17 protein-coding genes and 1 tRNA gene are annotated in these 18,462 nt (G+C 65.1%); 13 read left to right on the top strand and 5 right to left on the bottom strand.

Going from position 1 to position 18,462, the window contains the following annotated elements; translation table 11 throughout:
- Positions 1-148 precede the first annotated feature (148 nt).
- The gene (gene queG / locus ACNJYB_RS01660; RefSeq protein WP_439372407.1) at positions 149-1,324 is read right to left on the bottom strand and encodes a tRNA epoxyqueuosine(34) reductase QueG; all 1,176 of its coding nucleotides are present in this window, start codon (positions 1,322-1,324) and stop codon (positions 149-151) included.
- Complete coding sequence (locus ACNJYB_RS01665) at positions 1,273-1,965, bottom strand: glutathione S-transferase family protein (RefSeq protein ID WP_439372408.1); 693 nt, start codon at positions 1,963-1,965, stop codon at positions 1,273-1,275. The genes queG and ACNJYB_RS01665 overlap by 52 nt, the downstream gene beginning before the upstream one ends.
- 169 nt (positions 1,966-2,134) lie before the next feature.
- On the opposite strand from ACNJYB_RS01665, the gene ACNJYB_RS01670 reads away from it, so the two are divergent.
- The 3 genes from ACNJYB_RS01670 to ACNJYB_RS01680 all read left to right on the top strand — a co-directional run bounded on the left by ACNJYB_RS01670 (position 2,135) and on the right by ACNJYB_RS01680 (position 5,205).
- Positions 2,135-2,941, top strand: a complete 807-nt coding sequence (locus tag ACNJYB_RS01670) for an undecaprenyl-diphosphate phosphatase (RefSeq protein WP_439372409.1) — start codon at positions 2,135-2,137, stop codon at positions 2,939-2,941.
- Between the two features lie 188 nt (positions 2,942-3,129).
- Positions 3,130-4,461 (top strand): FAD-binding oxidoreductase, encoded by a 1,332-nt coding sequence (locus ACNJYB_RS01675; RefSeq protein ID WP_439372410.1) that lies wholly within the window; start codon positions 3,130-3,132, stop codon positions 4,459-4,461.
- Positions 4,462-4,464: 3 nt separating this feature from the next.
- The gene (locus tag ACNJYB_RS01680; RefSeq protein WP_439372411.1) at positions 4,465-5,205 is read left to right on the top strand and encodes an SDR family oxidoreductase; all 741 of its coding nucleotides are present in this window, start codon (positions 4,465-4,467) and stop codon (positions 5,203-5,205) included.
- Positions 5,206-5,367: 162 nt separating this feature from the next.
- On the opposite strand, the gene ACNJYB_RS01685 is transcribed toward ACNJYB_RS01680, so the two are convergent.
- Positions 5,368-6,333, bottom strand: coding sequence for a complex I NDUFA9 subunit family protein (locus tag ACNJYB_RS01685; protein ID WP_439372412.1), 966 nt, complete (start codon positions 6,331-6,333; stop codon positions 5,368-5,370).
- A gap of 151 nt (positions 6,334-6,484) precedes the next feature.
- Here ACNJYB_RS01685 and ACNJYB_RS01690 point away from each other — a divergent pair.
- Positions 6,485-6,571 (top strand) — tRNA-Leu (locus ACNJYB_RS01690).
- 102 nt (positions 6,572-6,673) lie between these two features.
- On the opposite strand, the gene ACNJYB_RS01695 is transcribed toward ACNJYB_RS01690, so the two are convergent.
- On the bottom strand, positions 6,674-7,945 hold the full coding sequence (locus tag ACNJYB_RS01695) for an MFS transporter (RefSeq protein WP_439372413.1): 1,272 nt from the start codon (positions 7,943-7,945) through the stop codon (positions 6,674-6,676).
- A 264-nt stretch (positions 7,946-8,209) separates the two neighbouring features.
- On the opposite strand from ACNJYB_RS01695, the gene ACNJYB_RS01700 reads away from it, so the two are divergent.
- The 8 genes from ACNJYB_RS01700 (at position 8,210) to ptsN (ending at position 16,387) form a co-directional block, all read left to right on the top strand.
- Positions 8,210-9,529 carry a UbiA family prenyltransferase gene (locus ACNJYB_RS01700; RefSeq protein ID WP_439372414.1) on the top strand — a complete coding sequence of 440 codons (1,320 nt, stop codon included), beginning with the start codon at positions 8,210-8,212 and terminating at the stop codon, positions 9,527-9,529.
- A 101-nt stretch (positions 9,530-9,630) separates the two neighbouring features.
- A complete protein-coding gene (locus tag ACNJYB_RS01705) occupies positions 9,631-10,245 on the top strand; it encodes a ribonuclease D (protein ID WP_439372415.1) in 615 nt (204 codons plus the stop codon).
- Between the two features lie 252 nt (positions 10,246-10,497).
- Complete coding sequence (gene lptC, locus ACNJYB_RS01710) at positions 10,498-11,220, top strand: LPS export ABC transporter periplasmic protein LptC (RefSeq protein ID WP_439372416.1); 723 nt, start codon at positions 10,498-10,500, stop codon at positions 11,218-11,220.
- A gap of 5 nt (positions 11,221-11,225) precedes the next feature.
- Positions 11,226-11,975, top strand: coding sequence for an LptA/OstA family protein (locus ACNJYB_RS01715; protein WP_439372417.1), 750 nt, complete (start codon positions 11,226-11,228; stop codon positions 11,973-11,975).
- A 211-nt stretch (positions 11,976-12,186) separates the two neighbouring features.
- Positions 12,187-13,203 (top strand): LPS export ABC transporter ATP-binding protein, encoded by a 1,017-nt coding sequence (lptB, locus tag ACNJYB_RS01720; RefSeq protein WP_439372418.1) that lies wholly within the window; start codon positions 12,187-12,189, stop codon positions 13,201-13,203.
- 90 nt (positions 13,204-13,293) lie between these two features.
- Entirely contained in the window at positions 13,294-14,913 is a 1,620-nt protein-coding gene (rpoN, locus tag ACNJYB_RS01725; RefSeq protein ID WP_439372419.1) for an RNA polymerase factor sigma-54, read from the top strand.
- 169 nt (positions 14,914-15,082) lie between these two features.
- The gene (gene hpf, locus ACNJYB_RS01730; protein ID WP_439372420.1) at positions 15,083-15,706 is read left to right on the top strand and encodes a ribosome hibernation-promoting factor, HPF/YfiA family; all 624 of its coding nucleotides are present in this window, start codon (positions 15,083-15,085) and stop codon (positions 15,704-15,706) included.
- Between the two features lie 219 nt (positions 15,707-15,925).
- A complete protein-coding gene (ptsN, locus tag ACNJYB_RS01735; protein ID WP_439372421.1) occupies positions 15,926-16,387 on the top strand; it encodes a PTS IIA-like nitrogen regulatory protein PtsN in 462 nt (153 codons plus the stop codon).
- Positions 16,388-16,730: 343 nt separating this feature from the next.
- Here the strand turns inward: ptsN and ACNJYB_RS01740 are convergent, their stop codons facing one another.
- Positions 16,731-17,369: a TetR/AcrR family transcriptional regulator gene (locus ACNJYB_RS01740; RefSeq protein ID WP_439372422.1), complete on the bottom strand. Its 639-nt coding sequence runs from the start codon at positions 17,367-17,369 to the stop codon at positions 16,731-16,733.
- A 277-nt stretch (positions 17,370-17,646) separates the two neighbouring features.
- Between ACNJYB_RS01740 and ACNJYB_RS01745 the strand changes: the two genes are divergently transcribed.
- Positions 17,647-18,450 (top strand): SDR family NAD(P)-dependent oxidoreductase, encoded by an 804-nt coding sequence (locus ACNJYB_RS01745; RefSeq protein WP_439372423.1) that lies wholly within the window; start codon positions 17,647-17,649, stop codon positions 18,448-18,450.
- The last annotated feature ends 12 nt before the right edge of the window (positions 18,451-18,462 follow it).

Consider the following 18,462-nt stretch of genomic DNA (forward strand, 5'->3'; position numbering starts at 1 on the left):
CGCGCGGGGAAATCAAGGGTGGTGAGAGTGCGTGCCAGCCACAACACAGGTGTCATCGCCCGACTTGATCGGGCGATCCAGTACTCCGGCAAGGCAGTGATTGAGTCGAGGCGTCGCGGCGTACTGGATGCCCGGGTCACACCGAGAATTAGGAAGCGTCTCGCCACTCCCGGCGCACGCTGTCGTCGCGCTCGTTGCTCGCCGCGGCAAACTTCATCGGCTCAAACTCTTCCCGCGAGACCAGCTGCGCCAGCGCCCACACTGCAGCGCCACGCACCAGCGCGCTCTCGTCACTCAGCAGTCGCCGCGCCTCTTCCGCCAGCGCCACCTCGCCGGAGTTGCCTATCGCAATCAGCACGTTGCGCAAGAACCGGTCGCGGCCGATGCGCTTCACCGGCGACTTCGTGAACAGCGCACGAAATGCGGCATCGTCGAGCCGTGCCAGCCCAGCGAGATCAGGTGCGCGCAATTCGTCACGCGCCGCGAGCTTGGCCTCGCGTCCCTCCTGCGCAAACTTGTTCCAGGGGCATGCCGCAAGGCAATCGTCGCAGCCATAGATGCGATTGCCGATGCTTTTGCGAAACTCGTGCGGGATCGGTCCCTTGTTCTCGATGGTGAGATACGAGATGCAGCGCCGAGCATCGAGCTTGTAGGGCGCGGGGAACGCCGCAGTCGGGCAGATGTCGAGACACGCCCGGCACGAGCCGCAATGGTCGATCTCGGCATCGTCGCGCGGCAGCTCCAGCGTGGTGTAGATCGCGCCGAGGAACAGCCAGGAGCCGAACTCGCGCGAGACCAGATTGGTGTGCTTGCCCTGCCAGCCCAGATGCGCGGCCTGCGCCAGCGGCTTCTCCATCACGGCCGCGGTGTCGACGAACACTTTCACGTCGCTTGGCGCAGTCGCGACCAGCCAGCGCGCCAGCGCCTTCAGCCGCTTCTTGATGAGATCGTGATAGTCGTCGCCCTGCGCGTAGACCGAGATTGCCGCGCGCGTGCGCTGGGTCAGGATCGCCAGCGGATCGGAGTCGGGGCCGTAATTGACGCCGAGCATGATCACGCTGCGCACGTCGGCCCACAGCCCGCGCGGATCGACCCGGCGCTCCGGCTGTGCCGCGAGCCAGTCCATGTCGCCGTGTCCGCCTGAGGCGATGAATTCGAGGAAGTGCTTTCCGGCAGCTTCGATCGTGCCCGGTGCCGTGACGCCGATGCAGTCGAAGCCGAGCGCGCGCGCCTCGCGCGTGAGTTGCGCCTTCAGTTCAGTCGGGTCGGAGTTCAGAAATCCAGGTCCACGTAGGTCCGCGACGCCGGCACGCCGGCCAGCCATTCGCTCAGCAGCGGACGGAACGAGGGGCGGGATTTCACCCGCGCGTACCACGCCTTTGCTGCGTCGTCCTCGCTCCATGGCACGTCGCCCAGATAGTCGATCGCCGAGAGATGCGCCGCGGCGGCGAGATCCGCGTAGGTGAGCCGGTCGCCGGCGAGGAAGTTACGCGTCTGCGCCAGCCAGCCGATATAGGCGAGATGATAGCGCACGTTGGCCTTGGCCGCGCGCATCACGTCGGCCGAGGGCGGCCCGCCGCCATTCTCCTCGCTCATGAAGCGCTTGTAGATGCGCTCTGTGACGAGAGGGTGCGAGACCTCCTCGAAGAACTTTTCGTTGAACCAGGCCATCAGCCGGCGCACCTCGACGCGCTCGAAGGTCGTCTCCGGCATCAGGCGCTTGGGTCCCATCCCCCCGCCATAGGCCTCGTCGACATATTCGGCGATGATGGCCGCGCCCGGGATCGGCGGCTGCTCGTCGTCCACCAGGACCGGCGTCGTTCCCGCCGCATTGAGCAGCAGAAATGCCTCGCGCCGTTCCCAGCTGCGCTCTTCAACCAGCTTGAGGTCGAGCCCGTATTCGCCCGCGATCAGGCGGATGAAGCGCGAATGCGGGCAGAACGGATGATGAAACAGCGTAAACATGAAACCTTTGACTATTTGATGGTGCTTAAGAATCCATCAACGTTTGTGCGGCGCCACACTAGTCCTTCAAACCCGCGAAGCAAGAGCGTGATGGCGCATTTTGCGATTGCAGCATTGGGGGGAATAGGCGAGAAGAGCCCCGCTTTTCCAGCCGAAATGGACCGTAAATATGTCGGATGCAATACGGGCAGTGATCCTCGGCATCATCGAGGGTGTGACCGAGTTCCTTCCCGTGTCCTCGACCGGCCACCTTCTGCTCGCCGAGCGTTTCTTCCATCTTGGTGAAGGCGCCTTCTGGGATTCATTTACCGTTCTGATCCAGCTGGGTGCGATCCTCGCGATTGTCGGGCTGTATTTCAGGAAGCTCTGGGATGTCGCGATCGGCATGTTCACGGGCGATGCTTATGCGCGCCGCTTCGTCATCGGCGTGCTGGTGGCGTTTCTGCCCGCTGTCGTCATCGGCCTCGTTGCCGGCAAATACATCAAGAGCGTGCTGTTCAACCCCTGGGTCGTCTGCTTCACGCTGATCGTCGGCGGCGCCATCCTGCTCTGGGTCGACAGGCTCGACCTCAAGCCGCGCGAGCACGATGCCACCAGGTTCCCGCTGCTGATGTATCTCTATATCGGCATCGCGCAGTGCGTGGCGATGATCCCGGGCGTGTCGCGCTCCGGCGCCAGCATCGTCGCGGCAATGCTGCTCGGCGCCGACAAGCGCGCGGCGGCGGAGTTCTCGTTCTTCCTCGCCATTCCCACCATGATCGGCGCGTTCGCCTACGACTTCTATAAGAACCGCTCCGAGATGACGATGGACCACATGGGCATCGTCGCGATCGGCTTCGTCGTGTCGTTCATCACGGCCGTCATCGTGGTGAAGACGTTTTTGACCTATGTCACCCGCCACGGTTTCGTGGTGTTCGCCTGGTGGCGCGTCATCGTCGGCACGCTCGGCCTGATCGCGCTGGCGCTGGGGCGGTAGCAATCCATGGTCGGGGCGCTGCCGACCGAAGCTCTCGGTTTCAGCTCTCCCCGCAAGGGGACCGCAAGGGGAGAGGTGGACGCCGGCAACAGCGGCAAACTCACCATGCGCCTTCAACGCAAAATAAGCTTTTGACCGGTAGGCAGTTTCGAGCGCAGGGCGGCCCCGCCCGGCACAGGAGCTGAACCATGACCCTCGTCTCCGGCTGGGGACGCTTCCCGGTCGTTGATACCGATCTGCTGCGTCCGCGGTCGTTCGAGGCGGTGGGCGAGGCCGTCGGTGATGTGACGGGCTCGGTGGCGCGGGGCAACGGCCGCGCCTATGGCGATGCCGCGATCGGAACTGCCAGGACCGTGGCGATGACCGGCTTCGACCGGATCAGGTGGTTCGATACCGCAAGCGGGCGCATTCGCCTCGAGGCCGGCGTGCTGCTGTCCGACCTGATCGACACTTTTGGCCCGCGCGGCTTCCTGCCTTTCGTTGTTCCCGGCACGCGCTTCGTCTCGATCGGCGGCGCCATTGCGTCCGACGTGCACGGCAAGAACCATCATTGCGAAGGCGGCTTCGGCCGCTATGTCGACAGCATCCTGCTGCTCACCGGTGAGGGCGAAACCATCGAGGTCTCGCGCGAGCAGAACTCCGATGCCTTCTTCGCGACCGTCGGAGGCATGGGCCTCACCGGCGTGATCCTTGAAGCAACGATGCGGCTGCGGCGGGTCGAAACGGGATGGATCCGCGAGCGGGTGATCGCCGCATCCGATCTCGAGGCGGCGATGCGCGCGCTCGATGCAGGCGATGCCGCGACCTATTCGGTGGCGTGGATCGATTGCGTGGCGCGCGGGCGCGACCTCGGCCGTTCACTGATCAATCTCGGCGAGCACGCCGGCAAGGATGAGCTTGCCGAAGGTGCCGAGGCATTTCCGGTCGGCAAAGGTCTCGGCCTCGGCGTGCCGATCGATTTGCCGTCGATGACGCTGAACCGCTACAGCATCCGCGCCTTCAACGAGCTCTACTACCGCATGGGCGCGCGGCGCGCCGGCGGCAGCCATGTGGTCTCGCTCTATCCCTATTTCTTCCCGCTCGACAGCGTTGCCGACTGGAATCGCATCTATGGCAGGCGCGGTTTCCTGCAACACCAATGCGTGATCCCGGAGGCCGGCGCCCGCGACGTGCTCGGCGACATCCTCGATCGCGTCGCGCGGCGCGGCGATGCCTCCTTCCTCGCCGTGCTCAAGAGGCTCGGCCATGGCGACGGCCTCCTGTCGTTTCCGCTGCCCGGCTACACGCTGGCGCTGGATTTTCCGGTGAAGGGCGACATTCTGAGCTTCCTCGACGAGATCGACCGTCTGGTCGTCGCGGCCGGCGGCCGGCTTTATCTCGCCAAGGACGCGCGCCAGTCGCGCACCACGTTCGAGGCTGGTTATCCTGCTCTGCCGCGCTTCAACGCGATCCGCAAATCGCTCGATCCCAAAGGCAACATCCGCTCGAAGCTTTCACAACGCCTGTTCGATGAGGTCTAGGCCATGACGTCACGCAAGTCCGTTCTGGTGCTGGGTGGCTCCTCCGACATCGGCCGCGCCGCGGCGCGCGCCTTTGCCAGGGCAGGCTACGACGTCGGTCTCGCGGGCCGTGACGTCACCGCGCTGGAGCCTGACGCCGCCGATCTGCGCGCGCGCTACAGTGTCGATGTCGGTGTCCACAGGTTCGACGTGCTCGACACGGCCTCCTTCGAGGGCTTTGTCGGCAGTCTCCCGGCGCTGCCTGATGTCGTCATCTCGATCGTCGGACTGCTCGGCACGCAGGAGAGCGCGCAGAGCGATCTCGCGCAGGCCACCACGATCATGCGCTCCAATTACGAGGGGCCGTCGCTGATCCTCGGCCTGTTCGCGGAAAAGTTCCTGGGCCGCGGCAGCGGTACGCTCGTCGGCGTGTCGTCGGTCGCCGGCGATCGCGGCCGCGCCTCCAACTATGTCTATGGCTCGGCCAAGGCCGGCTTCTCGGCGTTTCTCTCGGGCCTGCGCGCCCGTGCCAGCCGCGGCGGCGTGCACGTCGTCACGGTGAAGCCCGGCTTCGTCCGCACCAGGATGACCGAAGGCATGAAGCTGATCGGCCCGCTCACCGTCGAGGCGCCGGTCGTGGGCGATGCGATTCTCCCTGCCGTCCAGAACAAGACCGACGTCGTCTATGTCAGCGGCAAATGGCGCCTCGTGATGCTGATCATCAAGACGCTGCCCGAAGCGGTGTTCAAGAAGCTGAAGTTTTGAGGTGTCGCCGCGCTGACGGTACGCCCCCTCGCCCCGTTCTTACGGGAGAGGGTTGGGGTGAGGGGCCTCTCTCTACACGTGCGGCCTTCGTGAGACCTGTACCCCTTTACCCGATCGCTTCGCGATCGAACCTCTCCCGCAAGCGGGAGCGGTGAACCCAACTCACACGCTCATGCGCTGGAACTGACCGGCCGCGCGGAAGCGCCAGAGATATTGCGGGGCGATCGCCTCCAGTGAATCGGCTGATATGCCGAGACCTTCCAGCGTGAGCCCGGCCGCCTTCGCCGCATCGGACACGATATTGTCGCGCTCGAGCAGCGTGACCTGGTCCGGCGTCAGCTTGAACGCGCCCGGCGCGAATTGCAGGAAGGTGGCCTGGAAGCGGGCGAGGCCGAACGACAGTGGCACCAGCATGCGCTTGCGGTCGGTGATCGCCAGGATCGCCTCGATGATCTCGCGCATGGTCAGCACTTCCGGCCCGCCGAGCTCGTAGGTCGCGCCGGCCCTGGCCTTGCCGTCCACGGCATCCGCGATCGCGGTGGCGACGTCGCCGACATAGACCGGCTGCATCTTCGTGTCGCCCCCGATCAGCGGCAGCACCGGCGACATCCGGGCCAGGGCGGCAAAGCGGTTGGTGAACTGGTCCTCCGGGCCGAACATCACGGAAGGGCGGAAGATCGTGGCCGAGGGCACCGCAGCCAGCACCGCCGCCTCGCCGGCCGCCTTGGCCCTGGCGTAGTGCGAGGGCGATTCGGCGTCGGCGCCGATCGCCGAGACATGCACCAGTTGCGCGCCGGCGGCCGCGGCCGCCCTGGCGACGGTCTCGGCGCCCTTGGCCTGGACGGCGTCGAAGGTCTGCGCGCCGCTTTCGGCCAGGATGCCGACCAGATTGATCACGACGCCCGAATCACGCAGCGCCGCCTCGACCGAGGCCGGATAGCGCAGATTGGCCTGCACGACATGGACCTGCCCGACCTTGCCGGACGGCTGCAGGTATCCGGCCAGTTCCGGCCGCCGCACCGCAACACGGACCCGGTAATCCCGCCGGCACAGCGCGCGGACGACATTCCGGCCCAAAAACCCCGATCCGCCGAAAACCGTGACGAGAGTTTCCAGATTCGATGCCATGAGATCTATTCCTGGGGTCCATTCCTGCGGGAAGATTGCGTAATATCAGGCTTGTATCGGGCCGGTTTGCGATGCGCAATCGGCATCACAACGCATGAATTGACAACGGCGTCACCGAACCGTAGTAACCGCCTCCGTGCCCCAACGGCATGCCCAGGTGGTGGAATTGGTAGACGCGCTGGCTTCAGGTGCCAGTGGCTTAACGGCCGTGAAGGTTCGAGTCCTTTCCTGGGCACCATTGCGGGATTTGGTCCCAAAATAGACCCACCTTCGATCGATAGAGATGGCTGGGCGGCGATCCGCGTATCGCCGCGCTTTCGGTCCTCGATGGGCCTTCCCCTTACACCACCTGCTTGCCCGCCCGCTCCGCCACCGCCTTCTGCACGAAATACATCGCGACCAGCGTGACGATCGTTGTCATGACCACGACGTAGCCGATCCGGTCGAAATGGATCAGCGCGCCATCCGGCGCCTGCGCGATGATGGCGCCGGCGAGCACCGAGCCGAGACCGCCGGAGAGCTGCTGCAGCGAGGCGCTGACCGCGCTGAACGAGCCGCGCTGGCTCGCGTCGGGGATCGCCGACATCAGCGCCTGCGACGGGATCATGCGCGAGAAGATGCCGACGAACATCAGCACGTTCACGGTGATCGCGGTCGCCAGCGAGACGTGGCCGAGATGGGTGTAGATCAGCACCATGACCACGGTCATCGCGCAGCCGAACACGAAGGTCGGATATTTGCCGAAGGCATCGCTGGCGCGGCCGACCAGCGGCCCGGTGACGATGCTGAACAGGCCGGAGACGAGATAGATCGTCGGCAGATGCAGCATGTCGATGCCGAGATTGTGCACGGTGTAGGCGCTGGAGAACGGCATCAGCATGTAGCCGCCGGTCGCAAGCAGCGTCGTGACGGCGAAGGCCAGCGTATAGCGCGGCTCTGCGATCGTCGCGATCAGATGCTGGAATGGATTCCTGTCCTGCTTGAGCCGCAGATGCGCGTCGACCGGCTCCATGACGAAGGCGATGATGGCGATCGTGACGATCGAGAGCGCGACGATCGCGACGAAGCAGACCTGCCAGCTCCAGTGATTGGCGAGAAACAGCCCGGCGGGAATCCCGAGCACCTGGCTCGCGGCGAACGCGGTCTGCACGAAGCCCATCACGCGGCCACGCAAATGCAGCGCGAACAAATCGGTGATGATGGCCAGCACGACCGAGCCGATCACGCCGCCGAACAATCCGGTCACGATGCGGCCGATCAGCAGCACATGGTAGTTTTGCGCCATTGCGCAGAGCAGGGTGCCGAGCGTGAAGCCGACATAGAAGAACAGCAAGAGGCGCTTGCGATCGAAGCGATCGGCAAAGCCGGCGGCGAGGATGCCCGAAAGTCCCGCGCTGAACGCATAGGCCGACACCGCGACGCCGAACTGCGCGGCCGTGATGCTGAGTGCGGGCATCAGGATGGCGCCGAGCGGCGACATGATGATGAAGTCGAGAATGATCGTGAATTGGGTGAACGCCAGCAGCGCGATGAGGAGCGCCTGGTAGCGCGAAAAGCCGCGCTGGCGCTCCCTTTGATCGTCAATCGGCGCGGCGAGCGTTTGGTCAGGCATCACATTTCATTCACAGTGAGCGGGCGGGAAGCTCGCAACAGATAGGTATGCCAGGACGATTTTCACGGGGCGCCCAGCGACCGCCCCCGAGAAGCTGCGTTCCCTCCCCCACAAGGCGGGAGGGATGGAGAGAGCCCGTCTGCCGCCTGGTTAAGCCGCCTTTAGCGAATGCTCGCATAAGGTTCCGGCCATCCATTGTCCTGCTCCCCGGTCCTCCCTAGTCCTTGGGGCCGGTCATGTCGCGGCAGTTGAGAGCGTTTTCGGATGGAGCAGCCTGCCTGGAGTTACGATCCTGGCGTATCAGAGCCGTCGGCAACCCCGGCGGCGCGGACGCTCGTCATCGATCTCGAGGGCGCCCTGCTGCGCTCCGAGCTGCTGATGGAGGCGCTGTTCTCCAGTCCCGGGCGCATGCTGGCCCGCTTCGGCGCGGGCGGACGGCCCGGCATGGCGGCGCTCACGGCGATCTTGGCGGGCGCCAGGATCGACTACGCTCATCTGCCCTATGATCCCGACGTGCTGAACCGGGCGCTCGCGGCGCGGGCGCGGGGTGAGAAGATCTATCTCGTTGCCGCACGCTTCGCCGGGCACGCTGCCGGCATTGCCGCGCATCTCGGCTTCGATGGCGTCGTCACGCCGACCGATCTCGCCGCGGGCAATCTGCCGTTCGATCGCGCCGCGATCGAGCGCATCGACGCACGCAACGGGAACCGTGCGAGCCTTAAAACCTGGGCGAAAGCGCTGCGCATCTACCAATACGCCAAGAACACGCTGGTGTTCGTGCCTGTTGTCACCGCGCACCAGATGAATCTTTCGACGCTCGGCTACGCGTTGCTCGCGTTCCTGGCGTTCTCGGCCTGCGCCTCCGGCGCCTATCTGATGAACGATCTGCTCGATCTCGCGGCCGACCGGCAGCATCCGACCAAGCGTCATCGCTCGCTCGCGGCCGGCGATTTGCCGATCTCGTCCGCGCTGTGGGCGATCCCCCTGCTGTGGTCGCTTGCGGTCACAGCTTCCCTCTTCATCTCGCCGCTGTTCCTGGGCGTGCTCGGCGCCTATCTCGCCACCACGATCGCCTATTCGCTCGCGCTCAAGCGCAAGATGCTGGTCGACGTCGTCACGCTCGCCGGCCTCTACAGCTTGCGCATCGTGGCCGGCGCCGTCGGTGCCGGCGTCGTGCTGTCGGAATGGCTGTTGATCTTCTCGTTGTTCGTGTTCACCTCGCTGGCGCTGATCAAGCGCTTCAGCGAGCTCAGCATGCGCGAGGGCGCCGGGCTCGCCGATCCCTCCAACCGCGATTATCGGATCACCGATCTGCACGTCATCGCCGCGATGGCGGCGGCGAGCGCCATGAACGCGGTGACCGTGTTCTCGCTCTATGTGTCCTCGTCCGCGGTGACGCCGCTCTACAGCCGTCCCTGGATGCTGTGGCTGATGACCCCGCTGCTGCTGTACTGGTTCGGCCGGGCCCTGATGATGGCGCATCGCCGCGCGATGCCGGATGATCCGATTTTGTATGCCTTCCGCGACGGCCCCAGCCGCACCGCGGTCGCGGCGATGATCTGCATCATGCTGGTCGCGATCTGAACGGACGCTTGCGCGGCCTGCCCCGAGTGGATACATCGCGGGCAATCCGAAATGAGCCTATTGTTCCAGAAGACCGATTCGACCCGAGGTTTTGAAACGCCATGACCGTACGCCTGCATCGCGGCGACCTGCCGGACCTGTCCCGTTACACCGGAGCGGTGGCGATCGACACCGAGACCATGGGGCTCGATCCGCACCGTGACAGGCTCTGCGTGGTGCAGCTCTCACCCGGCGACGGCAGCGCCGACGTGGTGCAGATCCCCAGGGGTCACACCGACGCGCCGAACCTGAAGGCCCTGCTGGCCAATCCGGACATCACGAAGATCTTCCACTTCGCCCGCTTCGACGTCGCGGTGCTGTACCAGACCTTCGGCGTCATGACCGGGCCGATTTATTGCACCAAGATTGCCTCCCGCCTGACCCGCACCTATACCGATCGCCACGGCCTCAAGGACCTCGTGCGTGAGGTGCTCAATGTCGACCTCTCCAAGCAGCAGCAGTCCAGCGACTGGGGTTCCGACAGCCTGACCGAGCCGCAGCTCGCCTACGCCGCCTCCGACGTGCTGCACCTGCATGCCTTGCGCGAGCGGCTCGACGCCATGCTGGTCCGCGAGGGCCGCACCCAGCTGGCAAAGGCCTGTTTCGACTTCCTGCCGACCCGCGCTCTGCTCGACCTCCAGGGCTGGGACGAAGAGGACATCTTTGCGCATTCCTGAGGGGTGCTTTAACCTCTCCCGCTTGCGGGAGAGGTCGCGCCGAAGGCGCGGGTAAGGGTTTTCTCCTCCAGGGGAGTGTCCCATTGCGGTGACACCCTCTGCCCAGCCCTCTCCCGCTAGCGGGAGCGGGAGAGACGGCCGCCCCGTTTCGGACACTTTCCTGCGGCCTCTCGCGGGCTGCACATTCGGTCGCCGCCGGGTACAATGGCGCGGCCTTCAACCGGACAAGGCGAGCAACGCTCTGGAGCAGCGGTGAATTCGGCCCAGAATCCCACCTACGACGCCGCGCTTGCGGCGAAGTTTGCCAGCGCGGCGCGGCACAGCCGCATGGTGCGGATTCTGCGCGTCGCGGTGCCGGCGACGGTGATCGCGTCCATCGCCGCGATCGTCGCCGTCTCGACCTTTCTCAATCCCTACATAATCCCCATCAAGCTCGATTCCGGAAGCCTCGTGGTGACAGGCACCAGGATCACGATGGAATCGCCGCATATGTCCGGCTTCACGCCGGACCGGCGGCCCTACGAGCTCTGGGCCAGGACCGCGACGCAGGACATCACCGATCCCGATCATGTCGATCTCGCCGATCTGCGCGCGAAGGTGCTGATGGAGGATCAGTCGACCCTGTTCCTCGATGCCCGCACCGGCCGCTTCGACAACAAGCAGCAGCAGCTCGACCTGCACAAGGACATCTTCCTGCGCACCTCGACCGGCTATGAGGCACGGCTGAACTCGGCCTTCGTCGACATGGGCAAGGGCACGGTCGCCTCCGACGAGCGCGTCGACGTCAAGCTGACCAACGGCACGCTGACCGCGGATCGCCTGCGAATCACGGAGGGCGGCGACGTCATCCGCTTCGAAGGCAATGTGGTGATGCATCTGGACAAGCTCGACGACGGTGCCGCCGCGCAGCCTGCGCCGGCCGAGCCCGCGCCGCCGCCGGCCAAGTCAAAGCACAAGTCTGCCAATTCGAAGTGATTTTCATGATCAGGATTTTTCCGCGCAACGAGGACAAGCGTCGCGCCATCATCGCTGCGGCCGCGCTGGCCTTGGGCGCCGCGCTGCTCGCTGGTGGCGCGGCCATCGCGCAGAGCACGATGCAGGGCGTGCCGAATGCGATGCAGGGCTTCTCGCAAAACCGCGATCAGCCGATCCAGATCGAGGCCGCTTCGCTCGAGATGCGTGACAAGAAGAAGGAGGCGACCTTCGCCGGCAACGTGAAGGTCGTGCAGGGCGACACCACCATGACCTCGAAGACGCTGGTGGTGTTCTACGAATCGGGTGGCGACAAGCCGGCCACGCCGCCGCCTGCGGCGAAGGGCGCCAAGAACAGCAGCACCGGTGCGCCGATGCAATCGGCGACGCCGGGCCCCGGCGGCAGCTCGTCAATCAAGCGGCTGGAGGCACGCGGTAATGTGGTGGTCACCCAGAAGGATCAGGTGGTGACCGGCGAGACCGCCGTGTTCGACACCAGGACCAACCTCATCACCATGCTCGGGGGCACCGGCGGCCAGGTGGTGCTGACGCAGTGCAAGAACGTGCTGCGCGGCGACCGCCTGATGGTCGACATGACGACGGGCGTCTCGCGGGTGGAGTCGGATAGCGGCCGGGTACAGGCGCTGCTGCCCCAGGGGGGCAGCAATGATTGTGGCCCGGGTGCCCAGGGCGGGCAGGGGGGCAAGCCCGCCGCGGGGTCGCCTTCGCAACTCCCCGGCGCAAGTAAACCAAAGTAAATTCAGCGGCTTGTTCCGGATGCCCCCGTTCCGAGGTTGAAGCTTGCCCGGCGAGACTGTATCTAGCGCGAAGGGCCTTCGAAACGGGGTCCGCCGCTTACCGGGCGTGTTTCATTGGGCATGGGACATCCCTTCACTCATGCTGCGTCGGCGAATCGATAAAGCCGGGGCGGCAGATCGCGCGAATGCCGCGAATAGTTAGAAGGCGGGGATGGTCGATCTCTTCAGCATGTTCCGTCGGCGCCCCGCCAAGCGCGGCCGGCCAGGATTCGCCCGGCAGGACATCACCGCCCTCGGTGACAGCGTCGGCGGGCTGGTGCCGAGCCCGGTGCGGGACGTGCCGATCGCCCGCGACCAGCCGATGCACGCGCCCGACCAGTTCCAAGGAGACTATCAAGACGACTATCAGGTCGATTATCAGCCCGAGCCGCCGCGGGCGCAGCCGGTCCACCCGGTCAGGGTGGCCGCCAAGCCGAACGGCGGCGGGCCGGAGTTCCTGAAGCGGCCGGGCTTCCTGGCTGTGCATAGCGTGGAAAAGAGTTTTGGCAGCCGCCAGGTGGTGCGCGGCGTCAGCATCTATGTGCGCCGCGGCGAGGCGGTCGGCCTGCTCGGCCCGAACGGGGCCGGCAAGACCACCGTGTTCTACATGATCACCGGCCTGATCAAGGCCGATCGCGGCGCGATCGAGCTCGACGGCCACGACGTCACGAAGCTGCCGATGTATCAGCGCGCGCGGCTCGGCATCGGCTATCTGCCGCAGGAAGCCTCGATCTTCCGCGGCCTCACCGTCGAGCAGAACATCCGCGCCGTGCTCGAAGTGGTCGAGCCCTCGCGCAAGGAGCGCGAGCAGCAGCTCGACTCGCTGCTCGACGAATTCAACATCACGCGCCTGCGGAAATCACCGTCGATCGCGCTGTCAGGCGGCGAGCGCCGCCGCGTCGAGATCGCGCGCGCGCTGGCGACGCGTCCGAACTACATGCTGCTCGACGAGCCCTTCGCCGGGATCGATCCGATCGCGGTCGGCGACATCCAGGATCTCGTCCGCCATCTCACCAATCGCGGGATCGGCGTGCTCATCACCGACCACAACGTGCGCGAGACGCTCGGCCTCACCGATCGTGCCTATATCGTCTATGCCGGGGAAATCCTGACCGAGGGTAGCCCGGATGAGATCGTCGCCGATCCGGACGTGCGCCGCCTTTACCTTGGCGAGGAATTCCGCCTCTAGCCCTTTTTTCCAATTCGTCAAGACGTGTACATCAGGCTGAGACTAGGATAAGCAAAAATCGGACCAACTTGTGGGATCGGTTCTTGCTTCATGGCGCTTACGCAGAGATTAGAGTTCCGGCAATCGCAGTCGCTGGTCATGACGCCGCAGCTGATGCAGGCGATCAAGCTGCTGCAATTGTCCAATCTCGATCTCACGACCTTCGTGGAAGAGGAACTCGAGCGTAACCCCCTGCTGGAACGGGCCAGTGACGAGGCTCCCACCGAGGCCCCGGCCGAGACCGGCCAGTTCAGCGACGGCGACGACTTCGGCGGCAGCAGCGGCGACGAGCCGGGCGGTGGTTCGGGCGAGGCCTTCGAGCCGGGCCAGGAAGAATGGATGAGCAAGGATCTCGGCACCCGCGCCGAGATCGAGCAGACCCTGGACACGGGCCTGGACAACGTCTTCTCCGAGGAGCCGGCCGAGGCTGCGGCGCGCAACGCCCAGGACGCGGCACCGACCACCTATACCGAATGGGGCGGCGGCGCCTCGGGTGACGAAGACTACAATCTCGAAGCCTTTGTCGCGGCCGAGACAACGCTCGCGGACCATCTCGCCGAGCAGCTTTCGGTCGCCTTCACCACACCCGCGCAGCGCATGATCGGCCAGTACCTGATCGACCTCGTCGACGAGGCCGGCTATCTGCCGCCCGATCTAGGTCAGGCCGCCGAACGTCTTGGCGCGTCGCAGCAGGAGGTGGACGACGTCCTCGCCGTGCTGCAAAAATTCGACCCGCCTGGGGTCTGTGCGCGGTCATTGAGCGAGTGCCTGGCGATCCAGCTCCGCGAGCTCGACCGCTACGATCCGGCGATGCAGGCCCTGGTCGAGCACCTCGACCTTCTCGCCAAGCGCGACATCGCGAGCTTGCGCAAGCTCTGCGGCGTCGACGACGAGGACATCGCCGACATGATCGGCGAGATCCGCCGCCTCAATCCCAAGCCCGGCATGAAGTTCGGCTCGGCCCGACTCCAGACCATGGTGCCCGACGTCTATGTCCGCCCGGGTCCGGACGGCGGCTGGCATGTCGAACTCAACAGCGACACCTTGCCGCGCGTGCTGGTCAACCAGACCTACTATTCCGAGCTGTCGAAGAAGATCGGAAAGGACGGCGACAAGTCCTACTTCACCGATGCACTGCAGAACGCCACCTGGCTCGTGCGCGCGCTCGACCAGCGCGCCCGCACCATCCTGAAAGTTGCAACCGAGATCGTGCGCCAGCAGGACGGCTTCTTCACCCACGGCGTAGCGCATTTGCGGCCGCTGAACCTGAAGGCCGTCGCCGACGCCATCCAGATGCATGAATCCACGGTGTCGCGCGTCACCGCCAACAAGTACATGGCGACAAATCGCGGCACATTCGAATTGAAATATTTCTTCACGGCCTCGATCGCCTCGGCCGACGGTGGCGAGGCGCATTCGGCCGAAGCCGTGCGCCACCACATCAAGCAGCTGATCGATTCGGAGGAGCCCTCCGCGATCCTGTCGGACGACACCATCGTGGAACGGTTGCGGGCCTCGGGCATTGATATTGCCCGCCGCACGGTCGCGAAGTACCGCGAAGCCATGCGCATTCCTTCCTCGGTGCAACGCCGCCGCGACAAGCAGAGCACTCTTGGTAACGTCCTCTCCTCCGCACTGTCCGATCGCTCCCGCAACACCGAGCCGGCCTGATTGCGCTCGCGCCAAATCGCGCTACTCTCAATCCCCCATCGAGACCGGTCCAAGCATGCGCATGATCCGGAAAAGGGCCCAGCGGGTTTCCGAGCGGACCATGCGCAGGGAACAACCCCAGCCGCGATGACGCGTCATCGCAGCTCGGCGTAACCAAGCGAGGCATCACATGACCCTTCGAATTTCGGGAAAGAGTGTCAGCGTCGGCGAGGCCCTGCGCGGCCGCGTTACCGACCGGACCGAAGAGGTCCTGCGCAAATATTTCGACGGCAATTATTCCGGCCACATCACGCTCTCCAAGGATGGCTTCGGCTTCCGCACCGACTGCGCGTTGCATCTGGATTCGGGCATCACGCTGGAGGCCGATTCGAACGCGCCCGACGCCTATGCCAGCGCCGACCAGGCGCTCCTGATGATCGAGAAGCGCCTCAAGCGCTACAAGAGCCGGCTCAAGGATCGCTCGGCCCGCAAGGCCCATGTCGCCAGTGCCGCGCTGGCCGCGCTCGACGCCACGAGCTACGTGCTGGAGGCGCCGGGCGAAGGTGAGGACGAGGACGAGATCACCGGCTACAGCCCCGTGATCATCGCCGAGGCCACCACCTCGCTGAAGCAGCTGTCGGTCAGCGAAGCCGTCATGGAACTCGACCTCAGCGGGGCACCCTGCCTGGTATTCCAGCACGGCTCGAGCGGCCGGGTGAACATCATTTACCGCCGCGCCGACGGCAATGTGGGCTGGATCGACCCGCCCGGGGCCAAGGCCGACGGGAAGGCCGACGGCAAGGTGGAGGGTTAGACCGACAATCGGACCCCGTATCATCCGCAGCCCTTAACAATGACCGGGGCAAAGCCGCACGCAGCAGTTGGCACCGGGATTGCGTTGGAGTAGAAGCGCCCCACATCAGGATCGGGGCTAAGTCCCCCTCCTGCTTCACGTTATTGACGCCGGCTCAGCTTGGTCTATCAAGCTGGCTAATTCGGAACCTGACGGTCTAATTCACCTCGGAAACCTTCCATGCCGATTACCGATCTGGTCGCACCCGAGGCGATTCTCCCGGCATTGAAGGTCAACAACAAGAAGCAGGCCCTGCAGGAGCTTGCGGCCAAGGCCGCCGAGCTCACCGGGCAGAACGAACGCTCGGTGTTCGAGGTGCTGCTGCAGCGTGAGAAGCTCGGCACCACCGCGGTCGGCTATGGCGTCGCCATCCCCCACGGCAAGCTGCCCAAGCTGGAGAAGATCTTCGGCCTGTTCGCGCGCCTCGATCGCCCGATCGATTTCGAGTCCATGGACGGCCAGCCGGTCGATCTGGTCTTCCTGCTGCTCGCCCCCGAAGGCGCGGGCGCCGATCACCTCAAGGCGCTCGCCCGCATCGCCCGCCTGCTCCGCGACCAGGACATCGCCAAGAAGCTCCGCGCCTCGCGCGATGCCCAGGCGATCTATTCAGTGCTGGCACTGCCGCCGGCGACGGCGGCCTAGATTCGATAGGGTTGGTTTTGATCGCAAGCTGTTCGGGAGGCGCGCGCCTTCCGCCGCGAGTTCCGATCTGATCCGAAGTCCTGCTCCACGACTTGGCGGCGAGCTTCGCAAGAGGATACTCCCTTGCTGACATTCCTCGTATTCGCCGGGACGATCGGGTGGTTGGCAGCGAACCGAAGCGCTGCGTCGCATTCGGGACCCGAGAGTTGGGCGCGCCGTGACCTCACACTCCGTCATTGCGAGCGCAGCGAAGCAATCCAGTCTCCCTTCCCGGAAAGTTTCTGGATTGCTTCGCTGCGCTCGCAATGACGGCGCGGACGCTTCGCGGGCGCTGCCCCGCGCGTCAGCAGACCGTCGGCAGCAGGCGCCGGACTTCGTCGAGCAGTTCGGGAATCGCCCTCTTGTCACCCGCGAGGTGTCTGAGCAGCGCGCTCTGGAACAGGCCGTCGAACAGCGCATAGAGCGCCGCCGGTGACGACGCCGGCCGCTTGCCGCCCAGTTCGGCATAGCGCGAGCCGATGCGCCAGATCATCGCCTCCAGGCTCTTGTCGATCTCGAGCACGTCCTTGCGGAACGCCGCCTCGAACATCGCCTGCGAGCGCAAATCGTACCAAAGCCGGTGCATGCGTGCTTCGTTCTGCAGCGTTGCTGCGAGCTTGGCGAGGAAGCCCTCCGTCAATTCGTCGCGGCTCGTTGCCGTTGCGACGACCTCGTCATATCGCGTCACGCACTTCGCCTTGTAGTGGCGCACGCAGCAGCAGATCAGGTCGAGCTTGTCGCTGAAATAATAGTGGAACACGCCGTGCGTGAACGCCGAGTTCTGCGCGATCTCCCGCAGGCTGGTGCGGGCGAAGCCGAGCTCTCCGAGGGTTTCGAGCGCGGCCTCCGCAAGCTCGATGCGCCGTGCGTTGAACTTCTCGTCGCGCAGCACCTCGGCCGCATCTGCCACACGCCGGGCCGCCCCTGTCACCTGCCGCGCCATCTCGTCCTTTCCTCAGTCCCGTATTGCAAGCACCTATACCGCGTCGACCGCGGAATAGCTCCGCCTCCTCACAACCACTTCCCTAGACAACTGTCAAATTCGATCTTGACAAATGTCAAGTTTCTGGCGGAGGCTCGCGTCAATAATTTTGACAGTCGTCAAGACGTCCGACCATGGAGGAACGCTTCGCTGGGCGCCCGAAAGGCCTGCGCTCATCGACCTGGTGCGCGCCTAGTGGCGCAGCACGAATCAATCACCAGCAACGGAGGAGTGCGTCATGAGTGGGAAGAGCCTTGCAGGCAGGAAAGCCCTCGTCACCGGGGGTGCCCGGGGAATCGGCGCGGGCATCGCACAGGCGTTGGCGCGTGCCGGCGCCTCGATCATGATCGCCGACATTCTGGAGGACGCCGGCCTCGCCAGTGCAGCGGGAATCGCGAAGGAAGATGTCGCGACGGGCTTCGTCCAGCTCGACGTCACCGACGACGCGCAATGGGAGCGGGCGGTGGCCAAGACCGTCGCCACCCTCGGCGGCTACGACATCCTCATCAACAATGCCGGCATCGAGATCACCTCGCTGGTCAGCGAGATCAGAGCCGAGGACGCGCGGCGGATGTGCGACGTCAACATCGTCGGCACCGTGCTCGGCATGAAGCACGCCTTCCGCGCGATGCGGCCGGGCGGAGCGGCGGGCAAGGGCGGCGCGGTCGTCAACATCGCCTCCGTCGCGGCGACGATCGCCTTCCCGAGCATCGCGGTCTATTCCGGCACAAAATCCGCGGTCGATCGCATGACCAGGGTCGCTGCGATGGAGGCCGGCAAGCTCGGTTATGGCGTGCGCGTCAACTGCATCTATCCGGGCCTGATCCCGACCGACATGGGTATGCAGCTGGCCAACGACATCGTGAAGATCGGTCTCGCGCCCGACGTCAACGCCGCCGTCGGCTCGGTGGTGGAGCAAACGCCTCTCGGCAAGCTCGCCGAGGTCGGCGACATCGCCGACGCCGCGGTGTTCCTGTGCTCGAACGAGGCGCGCTTCATCACCGGCATCGGACTGCCGGTCGATGGCGGCATGGGCATGTAAGCTGCAAACCTG

Source organism: Bradyrhizobium sp. SMVTL-02, assembly GCF_051853005.1.
In the GTDB taxonomy this organism is placed as follows: domain Bacteria; phylum Pseudomonadota; class Alphaproteobacteria; order Rhizobiales; family Xanthobacteraceae; genus Bradyrhizobium.